9 protein-coding genes are annotated in these 13,813 nt (G+C 72.4%); 5 read left to right on the top strand and 4 right to left on the bottom strand.

The window, feature by feature from the left end; translation table 11 throughout:
• The first annotated feature begins 54 nt into the window (after positions 1–54).
• Complete coding sequence (gene glgX / locus GTW40_RS26385; protein WP_343245793.1) at positions 55–2,241, top strand: glycogen debranching protein GlgX; 2,187 nt, start codon at positions 55–57, stop codon at positions 2,239–2,241.
• Positions 2,242–2,270: 29 nt separating this feature from the next.
• On the opposite strand, the gene GTW40_RS26380 is transcribed toward glgX, so the two are convergent.
• From GTW40_RS26380 to GTW40_RS26365, 4 genes are read right to left on the bottom strand one after another with little or no spacing between them, the layout of a single operon-like run.
• Positions 2,271–2,915, bottom strand: a complete 645-nt coding sequence (locus GTW40_RS26380; RefSeq protein ID WP_161182662.1) for a response regulator transcription factor — start codon at positions 2,913–2,915, stop codon at positions 2,271–2,273.
• Positions 2,905–4,155: a sensor histidine kinase gene (locus GTW40_RS26375; protein ID WP_161182661.1), complete on the bottom strand. Its 1,251-nt coding sequence runs from the start codon at positions 4,153–4,155 to the stop codon at positions 2,905–2,907. Before GTW40_RS26375 ends, GTW40_RS26380 begins: the two co-directional genes overlap by 11 nt.
• Positions 4,156–4,198: 43 nt before the next feature.
• Entirely contained in the window at positions 4,199–4,993 is a 795-nt protein-coding gene (locus GTW40_RS26370; RefSeq protein ID WP_161182660.1) for an ABC transporter permease, read from the bottom strand.
• Entirely contained in the window at positions 4,990–5,898 is a 909-nt protein-coding gene (locus tag GTW40_RS26365) for an ABC transporter ATP-binding protein (RefSeq protein ID WP_161182659.1), read from the bottom strand. Before GTW40_RS26365 ends, GTW40_RS26370 begins: the two co-directional genes overlap by 4 nt.
• Positions 5,899–6,116: 218 nt before the next feature.
• On the opposite strand from GTW40_RS26365, the gene GTW40_RS26360 reads away from it, so the two are divergent.
• The 4 genes from GTW40_RS26360 to GTW40_RS26345 form a co-directional block, all read left to right on the top strand.
• On the top strand, positions 6,117–7,922 hold the full coding sequence (locus tag GTW40_RS26360; RefSeq protein ID WP_161182658.1) for an ABC transporter ATP-binding protein: 1,806 nt from the start codon (positions 6,117–6,119) through the stop codon (positions 7,920–7,922).
• Positions 7,919–9,901: an ABC transporter ATP-binding protein gene (locus GTW40_RS26355; protein WP_161182657.1), complete on the top strand. Its 1,983-nt coding sequence runs from the start codon at positions 7,919–7,921 to the stop codon at positions 9,899–9,901. The genes GTW40_RS26360 and GTW40_RS26355 overlap by 4 nt, the downstream gene beginning before the upstream one ends.
• A 309-nt stretch (positions 9,902–10,210) precedes the next feature.
• Entirely contained in the window at positions 10,211–12,241 is a 2,031-nt protein-coding gene (locus GTW40_RS26350) for a M4 family metallopeptidase (protein ID WP_161182656.1), read from the top strand.
• Positions 12,242–12,495: 254 nt separating this feature from the next.
• Positions 12,496–13,813: M4 family metallopeptidase (locus GTW40_RS26345; protein WP_161182655.1), on the top strand; the 1,318-nt coding region annotated here is incomplete at its 3' end.

Genomic DNA, 13,813 nt, shown 5'->3' with positions numbered 1-13,813 from the left:
AGCGCAGCCGAGCAGCGGGCGCGGGCGGGACAGCCGCCCGCACAGGGCGGCCCGGTGACCGCCGTGGTGCGCGAGGGCCATCGCGCGGTGCCGCCGGGCCCGCCCGTGTGGCCGGGGTCGTCGACCCCGCTGGGGGCCCGGTTCCGCACCGGCCCGGACGGGGTGGCGGGCACCAACTTCGCGCTGTGGGCGGGCGGGGCCGAGGCGGTCCGGCTGTGCCTGTTCGACGAGCGGGGGCGCGAGACACAGGTGCGGCTGACCGAGCTGACGCACGAGATCTGGCACGGCTTCGTGCCGGGCGTCCTGCCGGGCACCCGCTACGGCTACCGGGTGGAGGGCCGCTGGGACGCGTGGACGGGCGCCCGCTGGAACCCGGCGAAGCTCCTGCTCGACCCGTACGCGCGCGCCGTGGACGGGGAGTTCACGCTGCCGCCGGAGGTGTACGGGCACGTCCGGGACTGGCCGGACCAGCGGGTCGCCGACACCGTGCGCGACGAGCGGGACTCGGCGCCCTTCGTGCCCAAGGGCGTGGTGGTCCATGACGACGACGACTGGTCCGACGACCGCCGCCCCAAGACGCCGTGGGCGGACTCGGTCATCTACGAGCTGCACGTCAAGGGCTTCACCAAGCTGCACCCGGGTGTCCCGGAGGAGCTGCGCGGCACCTACGCCGGGCTCGCGCACCCCGCCGCGATCGAGCACCTGACCCGACTGGGCGTGACAGCGGTGGAGTTGCTGCCTGTCCACCAGTTCGCGCACGAGGACCACCTGTTGCGCCGGGGCCTGACCAACTACTGGGGCTACAACTCGATCGGTTACTTCGCCCCGCACGCCTCCTACTCCGCCTCCGGTACGGCCGGACAACAGGTCGGCGAGTTCAAGCGGATGGTGCGCGCGCTGCACGCGGCCGGGATCGAGGTGATCCTCGACGTGGTCTACAACCACACGGCGGAGGCGGGTGAGCTGGGCCCCACGCTGTCCCTGAAGGGCATCGACAACCGGGCCTACTACCGCCTCCAGCCGGACGCCCGCCGCTACGCCGACTACACCGGCTGCGGCAACACCCTGCACGTGGTCCGCCCCCAGGTGCTGCGGCTGATCACGGACTCGCTGCGCTACTGGGTCACCGAGATGGGCGTGGACGGCTTCCGTTTCGACCTCGCGGCCGCGCTGGCCCGCTCCATGCACGACGTGGACATGCTCTCGCCGTTCCTCGCGGTCATCGCCCAGGACCCGGTGCTGCGCCGGGTGAAGCTGATCGCGGAGCCGTGGGACATCGGCTCGGGCGGCTACCAGGTGGGCGCCTTCCCGCCGCTGTGGACCGAGTGGAACGACCGCTACCGCGACACCGTGCGCGACTTCTGGCGCCACGCGCTGCCGGACGTACGGGAGATGGGCTACCGGCTCTCCGGCTCCAGCGACCTGTACGCCTGGGGCGGCCGACGCCCGTACGCCTCGGTCGACTTCATCACCGCGCACGACGGCTTCACCCTGCGCGACCTGGTGTCGTACGAGCACAAGCACAACGAGGCCAACGGCGAGGACAACCGCGACGGCACCCACGACAACCGCTCCTGGAACTGCGGGGCGGAGGGCGAGACGGACGACGAGAGCGTACGGGCCCTGCGCAGGCGGCAGTTGCGGAACCTGCTGACCACGCTGTTGCTGTCCACGGGCGTGCCGATGCTGGTCGCCGGGGACGAGTTCGGGCGCACGCAGGGCGGCAACAACAACGCCTACTGCCAGGACAACGAGACCAGTTGGGTGGACTGGTCACTGCTCGACGACCCGGAGTGGCGCCCGCTGTTCGACCTCACCACGCGGCTGATCGCCCTGCGCCACCGGCACCCGGTGCTGCGCCGCAGTGCCTTCTTCTCCGGCCGCGCGCACTCGGCGGACGGGCTGCGGGACCTGGCCTGGTTCACCGCGCACGGCAGGGAGATGACGGAGGGCGACTGGTACGCCCCGGCTGCCACGCTTGGCATGTATCTGTCCGGCCGGGACATCCCGGGGCGGGACGAGCGGGGCGCCCCGATCCTGGACGACAGCTTCCTCGCCGTGCTGCACGCGGGCGGGGATCCGGTGGGCTTCACGCTGCCGGGGGCGCCGTGGGCGGGGTCGTACGAGGTGGTGGTCGACACCTCCCTGGAGGAGCAGACCGGTGCGCCGGGGGCGGTGCATCCGGCGGGGTCGGAGATCACGCTTCCGGCGCGGTCGGTGCTGTTGCTGCGGGTGCTCTGAACACGGCGTTGTACGAGCCTTGTTGGGGCCTAACCGAGAATGCCCCGCTGGTACGCCGCCGCCACCGCCGCCGCGCGGTCCTTGACGCCGAGCTTGGTGTAGAGGTGGGTGAGGTGGGTCTTCACGGTCGCCTCGCTGATGAACAGTTCGCGGGCGATCTCGCGGTTGGAGGTGCCCCGGGCGACCAGGGCGAGGACCTCGCGCTCGCGCGCGGACAGCGGCTCCTTGCCGGGGGTCGCGGGTGCGCGGACCGCCGAGACAAGGCGGGAGGCGACGGCCGGGGAGAGCACGGTACGGCCCTCGGCGGCGGCGCGGACGCCGGTGAACAGCTCGTCGCGCGGGGCGTCCTTGAGGAGGTAGCCGGTGGCGCCCGCCTCGATGGCCGGGAGGGTGTCGGAGTCGGTGTCGTAGGTGGTGAGGACGAGCACCTTGGCGCGGGCGCCGCGCCGGGTCAGCTCGCGGATGGCGTCGACGCCGGAACCGCCGGGCATCCGCAGGTCCATCAGCACCACGTCCGGGTCCAGGGCGGCGACCCGCTCGACGGCCTCGATGCCGTTCGCCGCCTCGCCGAGCACGGTGAAGCCGGGCGCGGAGGCGAACATGGCGCTCAGACCGTCCCGTACGACGGGATGGTCGTCCACGACGAGCAGGGTGATCGGGGTGTCAGCGGTCATCGCGCACCAACGGTACGCGAGCCGAGACGGCCGTGCCGTGGCCCGGTTCGGACTCGACCGTGAGGGTGCCCGCGATGCGCTCGGCGCGGGCCCTCATGCCGTCGAGACCGAAGCCTCCGGCGCGGGTGCGGGGCGCGACGGCGGCCGGGTCGAAGCCGGTGCCGTCGTCGCGGATGTCGAGGACGACCTCGTCGCCCATGAAGGAGAGGGTGACGCCGAGGCGGTGGGCGCGGGCGTGCCGGGCCGCGTTGGACAGGGCTTCCTGGGCGATGCGCAGCAGGGTGGCCGCGACCTCCTCGTGGAGCTGTTCGGCGGTGCCGGTGACGGTGAACTCGGCGCGGATCGCCGTCCGTTCGCCCCAGTCGGTGACCGTCTTCTTCAGCGCCTCGGGGAGTCCGTCGGCGGCGAGGGCGACGGGTGCGAGGTTGTGCACCGAGCGGCGGGCCTCGCCGAGGCTGTGCCGGGCGAGTGCGGAGGCGCGCTCCAGGTGGGTGCGGGCGGTCGCCAAGTCCTGCGCGCTGGAGACGACTTGGAGCTGGGCGATGATGCCGGCCAGGCCCTGGGCGATGGTGTCGTGGATCTCCGCGGCGAGCCTGCGGCGTTCGTCGGCCACGCCCGCTTCCCGTGCCTGCACGAGGAGTTGGGCGTGAAGGGCCGCGTTCTCGTCGAGTGCCTGTTGCAACGCCGTGTTGGTGCGCTCCAGTTCGGCGATGGTCCCGGCCTGTTCGCGGGCGCGGGCCTGCTCCTGTTCGTTGAAGCGGGTGAAGAGGGCGACCATGCCGATGTTGACCCCGAACACCACCACGAAGCCCAGCCAGAGCACGGGCCCGCGCGGCGGCATCCCGCCGATCTCGCTGCCCGCCATGGTGGCGGCGGTCAGGCACAGGCCGGGCATCATCAGCCGACGCGGCAGCTGCCGGGCGCCGTTGTAGTACCCGGTGACGGCGTAGAAGGCGAAGAACGGGTTGAGCCAGGTGAGGACGAACCCGTTGGCCCACCGTACGAAGTAGAAGGCCGCGCCGGTCGCGCTCGGCGCCGACCGGTCGCGGATGGCGCGTCCCCAGGCCAGTTGCAGGACGACAGCGAACACCACCAGCACGCCGGAGACGTACAGTTCGGCCCGGCTCATGCCGACGAGCCGGGCCGACCCGGCCGCCGTCAGCGCCCCGGCGGCGAGGAGCGCGTAGGGGCCCCAGCTGTCGAAGAAGGCCCGTCGTCCGAAGTCCGCCGCCTGCGTCATCCCCTCAGTGTCGGACACGGCCGTGCCGGTGTCGGGCATGCGCTCACTCCCAGCGGAACCAGCGGGCGGCCGCCGCGGTGAGCAGGACGGTCCAGAGCGCGAGCACGCCGAGGTGTTCCCAGCCGGGCCAGTGGCCGGTGGCGGCCTCGCCCAGGGCGCGGGCGGCGGCGCCGAAGGGGGTCACACCGACGATCCGCGCGAGGGTGTGCGGCATGGACTGCACGGGCAGCCAGAGTCCGGCGCAGAACATCATCGGGAAGAACACCATCGTGCCGACCGCCCCGGCGATCTTCGTGGTGCCGGACACCGCGGCGACGACCGAGCCGAGGGCGAGGGCGGCCAGGGCGGCCAGGGCGAGCGCGGCCAGATAGCCGAGGGGCTGTTCCGGCAGCCGTACACCGAAGGCGATCCGGCCGACGGCGAGCGCGAGCAGCGCCGAGCACAGGGCGGCCGCGCCCTGCACGGTCATCTGGGCGGTCAGCAGCGCGGCGGGGCGTACGGGGGTGGCGGACATGCGGCGCAGGATGCCGCGCTCGCGGTAGCCGGTGAGGGCCTGCGGCATCGACTGGACCCCGGCCATGATCAGGGAGATGAGGACGGCGACGGGCACGTAGACGTCGATCAGCCGCTGCCCGCCGAGCGCGTCGTCGCTCTCGCGGAAGCTGGGGATCGAGCCGAGGACCACCAGCAGCAGGGTCGGGAACAGCAGGATCCAGAAGACGGCGCCGGGTTCGCGGCGGAAGAGGCGGAACTCGGTGCGCAGCACTGCCGTGTTGAGGAGGGTGGTGTGCAGGGCCGGGGCGCTTGGGGCTGGTGTGCTCGGGGCTGTGGTGTTCATGCGGCGGCCTCCTTGGTGAGGTCCAGGAACGCGTCGTCGAGGGTGGCGTCGGACACGCGCAGCTGGTGGGCGGTGACGCGGTGTCGGGCGAGCAGGGTGAGGACGGCGTCGACGGTCGCGTCGGTGCCGGAGAGCGTGATCCGGCCGTCCTTGTGCGCGACGGAGGCGAGGCCGGGGAGGGCGGAGAGGTCGGCGTCGTCCAGCGGGGCGGACGGGGTGAAGCTGATGACGGTCGCGCCCGCCGAGCGGCGGATGAGCCCGGCCGGGGTGTCGAGGGCGGCCACCCGGCCCTTGTCGATCACCGCGATCCGGTCGCAGAGGCGCTGGGCCTCCTCCATGAAGTGGGTGACGAGCAGGACGGTGACCCCGCTCGCGCGGACCTCCTCGATGAGCTGCCAGGTGTCCCGGCGGGCGCGCGGGTCGAGCCCGGTGGTCAGCTCGTCCAGGACGACGACGCGCGGGCTGCCGATCAGCGCGAGCGCGATGAACAGCCGCTGCTGCTGTCCGCCGGAGAGCCTGGCGAAGCGGGTGTCCACCCGGTCGGTCAGGCCCAGGCGTTCGGCCAGGGTCCGCCAGTCGGCCGGTGCCGGGTAGAAGGAGGCGTACAGCTCGAGTGCCTCGCGCACGGTGAGTTTGGGCTGGAGCTCGCTCTGCTGGAGCTGCGCGCCGAGGACCCGGGCGACCTCGGCGTGGTCGGCGACGGGGTCGAGGCCGGTGACGCGGACGCGGCCCGCGTCGGGGACGCGCAGCCCCTCCACGCACTCCACGGTGGTGGTCTTGCCGGCGCCGTTGGGGCCGAGGACGCCGAAGATCTCGCCCTCCTCGACCGCGAGGGAGATGCCGTCCACGACGGCGCGGCCGCCGTAGGACTTGCGCAGGTCGGTGACTTCGATGACGGATGCCATGGTCCGAGGTTCGCGGGCGGAGGGCACCGGCCACATCGGCCGTCGCGCTCGAAGCGGCATCATCCGATCGGTTGATCCTGGGCTACGACCTTCCCGGTCCCTGGGCCACGACCTCCATGTGCCGCCCCGTGAAGCCGCTGGTCGTAGGTCCGCGGACGGATACGGGTCCGGCCAAAACTCGGTGGGCGGCGGCGGTGCGCGTCCGTACGCTCGCGATGATGGCCACTACACACACGAACCCCGAGGTCCGGCGCTCCACGGTGCGCACCCTGCTACGGCTGTGGCCGTTCGTCCGGCCCGTACGGGTCCGGCTGGGCGCCGCCGTCGTCGTGGCGGTCGTCGCCTCCTGCACCGGTCTGGTGATCCCGCTCGTGCTGAAGTGGATGGTGGACGGTCCGGTCGCCCGTCGCGACCCGTCGGGGGTGTGGCTCGGCGCGCTGTGTCTGCTGCTGCTCGGGATCGCCGAGGCGCTGTTGTTCGGGCTGCGGAGGTGGCTGGTGGCGCGGCCGCTGTCGCGGGTGGAGGCGGATCTGCGGGCCGCGCTCTACCGGCGCCTCCAGCGGCTGCCGGTGTCGTTCCACGACCGCTGGTCCTCGGGCCAGTTGCTCTCCCGGGGCACCGCCGACCTGATGCTGCTGCGGATGTTCCTCGCCTTCGCGCTGACGTTCATCATCGTCAACTCGGTGACCATCGTCGCCGGTGTGGTGATCATGCTGGTGCAGGACTGGGCGCTGGGCCTTGTCGTCCTCGGGCCCGCCGTGCCGGTGGTCGTCGCCTGTGCGGTCGTGGAGCACCGGTACGCGCTGGCGTCGCGGCGCGCCCAGGACCAGGTGGGCGACCTGACGACGCTGGTCGAGGAGAGCGTGCTCGGCATCCGGGTCGTCAAGGGCTTCGGGCGCCACCACAGCCAGGCCCGCGCCTTCCACGAGGTGGCGGTCGGGCTGCGCGGCACGGAGCTGCACAAGGCGCGGCTGCTGGCCGCGATCTGGGCGGTCATCATGACGCTGCCCGAGCTGGCGATCGGCGCGGCACTGATCCTGGGCGTGCTGCGGGTGGCGGACGGCGGCCTGTCGGCGGGCACGCTGGTCGCGTTCCTCAGCACCGCGCTCGCCCTGCGCTGGCCGGTGGAGTCCATCGGCTTCCTGCTGGCGATGACCCAGGAGGCGGCGACCGCGACGGAGCGGTATTTCGAGGTGATGGACGAGGCGCCCGAGGACGCCGGGGACACGCCCGTCCCCTCCGCCGCGCGCGAGGACGAGGAGGCGGGCGGACTCCGGTTCGAGGGGGTCGGCTTCCGGCACCCCGACGTGCCGCCCGGCACCGCTCCCCTGCTGGAGGGGGTCGATCTGCACGTCCGGCGGGGTGAGTCGATGGCGCTGGTCGGGGCCACCGGCAGTGGCAAGACGACGCTCACGGCGCTCGTCCCCAGGCTGTACGAGGTGACGCGGGGCCGGATCACCCTGGACGGGGTCGACATCACCGCCATGTCCCGCGCGGAGCTGCGCGCCCGGGTCGCCGTCGCCTTCGAGGAGCCGACGCTGTTCTCCGCGAGCGTCGCCGAGAACGTGCTGATGGGCGCCGGGAAGGACGCGGAGCGCACCGACCTGGACCGGGCGCTCGCGGTGGCCCGCGCCGACTTCGCGCACGAGCTGCCCGAGGGCCCGGACACCCGGGTCGGGGAGCAGGGGCTCAGTCTCTCCGGCGGGCAGCGGCAGCGGCTGGCGCTGGCCCGCGCGGTCGTCGGGCGCCCGGAGTTCCTGGTCCTGGACGACCCGCTGTCGGCGCTGGACGTGCACACGGAGGCGGCGGTCGAGGCGGCGCTGCGGGAGGTCCTCGCGGACACCACCGCCCTGATCGTGGCCCACCGCCCCTCCACCGTGCTGCTCGCCGACCGGGTCGCCCTGCTCTCCGGCGGCCGGATCACCGCCGTCGGCACGCACCGCGAACTGCTGCGCACGAACGCCGAGTACGCCCGCCTGATGTCGGGCGAGCCCACCCCCCACGCCTCGGAGGACCGCCGATGACGACGACCGCGTCCGCCGCCCCCGGCACGGGCGACGACCTGCCGAAGCCGGAATCCGCCCCGCACGGGCACGGGCACGGCGCGAACGACGACCCGCCGAAGCCCGAGTCCGCCCCGCACGGACACGGCACGAGCGACGACCTCCCTGAACCCGAGTCCGCCCCACCCGGACACGCCTCGGACGGCGACCCCTTCGACCGCGACGTGCTGCCCGCCCCCGACGGCGCCACCCGCGCCCTGCTGCGCTCGCTCCTCGCGCCCATGAAGGGCAGGGTCGCCCTCACCGTGCTCCTGCTGCTGCTCCAGCAAGCGGCCGCGCAGTCCGGCCCGCTGCTGGTGGCGTACGCCATCGACACCGCCGTGCCCGCGCTCGGGCGGCACGACCACGGGCCGCTGCTCGCCGTCGCGGTGGGGTACGCGCTGTGCGCGCTGGGCTCCGGCGGCTTCCAGTTCGCGTTCATCGAGTCGTCCGCGCGGGTCAACCAGGACGGGCTGCTGGATCTGCGCGGCCGTATCTTCCGGCACGCGCAGGCGCTGAGCGTCGACTTCCACGAGCGGTACACCTCAGGGCGGCTGATCTCCCGCGCCACGGCGGACGTGGAGGCCCTGCGCGAACTCCTCGGCGAGGGGCTCCAGGAACTCGTGGGCGTGGTCCTGTCGTTCGTCTACATCGCGGCCCTGCTGCTGTGGCTGGACGTCGGCCTCGGCGCGGTCGCGGTGGCCTCGTTCGGTCCGCTGTACGCGCTGGTGCGGATCTACCAGCGGCGCGCGGGGCGGGCGTACCGGGCGCGCTCGACGGCGATGGCCTCGGTGATCGTCAAGTTCGTGGAGACGATGAACGGCATCCGCCCGGTGCGCGCGTTCCGCCGGGAGGCCGTGAACGACACCGGTTTTGGTGTGCTGAACCGGAGTTACGAGCTGCGCAACGGCGACACCCTGCTGGAGATGGCCCGTTACGTGACCGGCTCCCGGCTGGTCGCCAACACCACGGTCGCGGCGATCGTGCTGTGGGGCGCCTACCGGGTGGCGACCGGCTCGCTCGCGCTCGGTGTGCTCGCGGCGGCGGTGCTGTATCTGCGGCGGCTGTACGACCCGATCGACCGGCTCGGGATGTTCCTCAACTCCTATCAGGCGGCGGCCGCCTCGCTGGAGAAGATCGCCGGGCTGCTGGCCCAGACGCCCTCGGTGCCGGAGCCGGTGTCGCCGCGTGAACTCCCGCCGGTGCGGGACGGGTTCACCGGTCGCGAGGTCGTCTTCGAGGGGGTCGGCTTCGCCTACCGCACCGGTGGCGAGGTGCTGCCCCGCTTCGACCTGACGATCCCGGCCGGGCAGACGGTGGCCGTGGTGGGCTCGACGGGCGCGGGCAAGTCCACGCTGGCCAAGCTGGTCGCCCGCTTCTACGACCCCTCCGCCGGGCGGGTGCTGCTCGACGGGGTGGACCTGCGCGAGCTGCCGGCCCTCGACCTCAGGCGTGCGGTCGTGATGGTGACCCAGGAGTCCTTCCTGTTCTCCGGCACGGTCGCGGACAACATCGCCATCGGCCGCCCGGACGCCGACCGCGCCGACGTCGAGCGCGCGGCGAAGGCCATCGGCGCCCACGAGTTCATCAGTCGCCTCCCCGACGGCTACGACACCGACGTACGCAAGCGCGGGGGGCGCATTTCGGCCGGACAGCGCCAACTGGTGTCCTTCGCACGGGCGTTGCTGGCCGACCCGGCGGTCCTGATCCTGGACGAGGCGACCAGCTCACTGGACATCCCGGGCGAGCGCGCGGTACAGCGGGCGATGGCGACCGTCCTCCAGGGCCGTACCGCCGTGGTCATCGCCCACCGGCTCTCCACGGTCGAGATCGCGGACCGGGTGCTGGTGATGGAGGACGGGCGGATCGTCGAGGACGGCGAGCCGAAGACCCTGATCGACGGCACCGGCAGGTTCGCGGACCTGCACCGCGCCTGGCGGGAGAGTCTGGCGGAGCGCTGACCGGCGGGCGGGCCGCGCCCCGCCCGCTCCTGCCGCCCGCCCCGCCACGAAGTCGCCGTCGGCGGTCAGCGCGGCCTGCTCCGGCGCCCATTCCAGCCAACTTGCCCTTGTGGTCATGACAGTTGTCCCGCTCGCCTGACAACCTTGTCGTACCGGCTCACAGCAGCCCCACAGCTCTCACGGCGCACCGTGTGGGCCGGTTCCCGCACGCGTACAGGTTCCGCGCACAGCCCTGTTCTGCCCGGGCGCTCGACCAACGTCCGGTCTCCCCTGGCCGCACGACCGGCGGCCATGCAGAAGGAGTCAGTGTTGAGCAGCAGTTCCTCCCGCAGACGCATCGCCCCCGCCCCCCGTCGCACCGCCGTCGTCGCCCTGGCCGGTGTCGCCGCCCTCCTGGCCGCCGCCGTCCAGTCGGGTGTCGCGAGCGCCGCCCCGGCCGCCCCGCACCCGAGCAAGGCCGATCCCGCGCACACGGCGGTACGGCTCTCCCCCGCCCAGCGCACGGAGCTGATCCGGCACGCCGACACCGGCACGGCCGCCACCGCCCGCTCCATCGGGCTCGGCGCCGAGGAGAAGCTGGTCGTCCGCGATGTCGTCAAGGACGGCGACGGCACCGTGCACACCCGCTACGAGCGCACCTACGCCGGACTGCCCGTGCTCGGCGGCGACTTGATCGTGGACACCGCGAAGTCCGGCGCGACGCGGCGCGTCATCCGGGCCACCGGTGCCACGCTGAAGGTCGCCGGTCTCACCCCGGCCGTCACGAAGGCCGCCGCCGAGCAGCAGGCCGTCAGCCGCGCGAAGACCCTCGGCGGCACCAGGCCCGCCGCGGACAGCGTGCGCAAGGTGATCTGGGCCGCCTCCGGCACACCCGTGCTCGCGTACGAGACGGTCGTCGGCGGTCTCCAGGACGACGGCACGCCCAACGAGCTGCACGTGATCACCGACGCCACGACCGGCAAGAAGCTCTACGAGTACCAGGGCATCGAGACCGGCGTCGGCAACACCCAGTACAGCGGCCAGGTCCCGCTGACCACCACCCAGTCGGGGTCGGCGTACACGCTCACCGACGGGGCGCGCGGCGGCCACAAGACATACAACCTCAACCGGGGTTCCTCCGGCACCGGCACCCTGTTCTCCCAGTCCTCCGACACCTGGGGCAACGGCACCATCTCCGACGCGGCGACGGCGGGCGCGGACGCGCACTTCGGGGCCGCGACCACGTGGGACTTCTACAAGGACACGTTCGGCCGCACCGGCATCAGGAACGACGGCGTGGGTGCCTACTCCCGTGTGCACTACGGGAATTCGTACATCAACGCCTTCTGGAGCGACTCCTGCTTCTGCATGACCTACGGCGACGGCGCGAACAACGCCGACCCGCTGACCGCGCTGGACGTGGCCGGTCACGAGATGAGCCACGGCGTCACGTCGAACACCGCCGGGCTCAACTACAGCGGTGAGTCGGGCGGGTTGAACGAGGCGACCTCCGACATCTTCGGCACGGGCGTGGAGTTCTACGCGAACAACAGCTCCGACCCCGGCGACTACCTCATCGGCGAGAAGATCGACATCAACGGCGACGGCACGCCGCTGCGTTACATGGACAAGCCGAGCAAGGACGGTGCGTCGAAGGACAGTTGGTACTCCGGCCTCGGCGGGATCGACGTGCACTACTCGTCGGGCCCGGCGAACCACTTCTTCTATCTGCTGAGCGAGGGCAGCGGCGCCAAGGTCATCGACGGCGTGAGCTACGACTCGCCCACCGCCGACGGCGTTCCGGTCACCGGCATCGGCCGGGACAAGGCGCTGCAGATCTGGTACCGGGCGCTGACCACCAAGTGGACCTCCACCACCAACTACAAGGCCGCCCGCACCGGCACCCTGGCGGCCGCCGGGGAGCTGTACGGCACGGACAGCCCGGAGTACACGGCGGTGCAGGACGCGTGGGCGGGCGTCGGGGTCGGCACCCGGCCCGGCGGCGAGACCGGCACCTCGTACGAGAGCACCACGCCGGTGGCGATCCCGGACAACGGGCCCGCGGTCACCTCGGCCATCACGGTCGCGGGCCGGGGCGGGAACGCGCCGAGCAACCTCCGGGTCACGGTGGACATCAGCCACACCTGGCGCGGTGACCTGGTGATCGATCTGCTCGGCCCGTCGGGCACGTCGTACCGCCTGAAGGACGCCAGCTCCTCCGACTCGGCGGACGACGTCGACGACACCTATGTGCTGAACGCCTCGGCCGAACCGGCCGACGGCACCTGGACGTTGAAGGTCCAGGACAAGGCGGCGCAGGACACCGGCCGGATCAACGGCTGGAAGGTGACCTTCCCGTAAACGGCCGCCGGGCCGTGGGCGACGGCCCGGTGAACCCGGTGCCGTCCGGGGTTTCGACGCCCCGGACGGCACCTGTTCACACGGCCGCAACAACTATCGGACGCCTCTTTTCAGCCAACATCACCTCGGGGTCATGACATGTACGCGTCCGTGGTGCCACGCTTCCCCCACCCGCCGCAGCAGCACAGCAACTTCAGCCCCACCCCGGACGGTGACCCCACGCCGCCCGGACTCCCCCACGCGAAGGAGCTACTGTGAGCCCCCTCTACGCGCGTCACAAGCGCACCACCCTCGCCATCGCCACGGCCGTCGCCGCCGGTGCCCTCATCTCCACCGGCCTGGCCACCAACGCCAGCGCCCAGCCCACCTCGGCCGCCGCCGCCAAGCCCCTGGCCGGCGCCCCCACCCTCCTGTCGGCCGCCGCCCGCACCGGCCTCATCCAGCAGGCGCAGACCGAGGCCACCGAGACCGCGCAGCGAATAGGCCTCGGCGCCCAGGAGAAGCTGGTCGCCAGAGACGTCGTGAAGGACGTGGACGGCACCGTCCACACCCGCTACGAGCGCACCTACGCGGGCCTGCCCGTGCTCGGCGGCGACCTCGTCGTCCACACCGCGAAGTCCGGCAAGGCCGAGGGCGTCACCCGGGCCACCACCCAGACGATCGCGGTGTCCTCGCTCACGCCGAAGATCGCCGCCGCCACGGCGGAGAAGCAGGCCGTCGGCGCCGCCAGGACCCTCGGCTCCGCCGAGTCCGCCCCCGACGGCGCCCGCAAGGTGATCTGGGCGGGCTCCGGCAAGCCCGTGCTCGCCTACGAGACCGTCGTCGGCGGCCTCCAGGACGACGGCACCCCCAACCAGCTCCACGTCATCACCGACGCGGCCACCGGCAAGAAGCTCTTCGAGTACCAGGGCATCGAGAACGCGACCGGCACCGGCAAGACGCTCTACTCCGGCACCGTCAGCCTCACCACCACCCTGTCGGGCTCGACGTACTCGCTGACCGACGCCTCGCGCGGCAGCCACAAGACGTACAACCTGAAGCACACCAGCGGCTCCGGCACCGGCACCCTGTTCACCAACACCACCAACACGTGGGGAACCGGCACCGCCTCCAGCTCCACCACCGACGAGACGGCCGCCGCCGACGCGGCCTACGGCGCTCAGGAGACCTGGGACTTCTACAAGAACACGTTCGGCCGCACCGGCATCAAGAACAACGGCGTCGGCGCCTACTCCCGCGTCCACTACGGCAGCTCGTACGTCAACGCCTTCTGGGACGACAGCTGCTTCTGCATGACCTACGGCGACGGCTCGGGCAACACCCACCCGCTGACCTCGCTCGACGTCGCGGGCCATGAGATGAGCCACGGCGTCACCTCGAACACCGCGGGCCTCAACTACAGCGGCGAGTCCGGCGGCCTGAACGAGGCCACCTCCGACATCTTCGGCACCGGCGTGGAGTTCTACGCGAACAACGCCTCGGACCCCGGTGACTACCTCATCGGCGAGAAGATCAACATCAACGGCGACGGCACCCCGCTGCGCTACATGGACAAGCCCAGCAAGGACGGCG

It is taken from the genome of Streptomyces sp. SID4985, assembly GCF_009863025.1.
Lineage (GTDB): Bacteria > Actinomycetota > Actinomycetes > Streptomycetales > Streptomycetaceae > Streptomyces.
The sequence above is the reverse complement of the archived record's forward strand: the minus strand, read 5'-3'. Positions and strand labels throughout refer to the sequence as shown.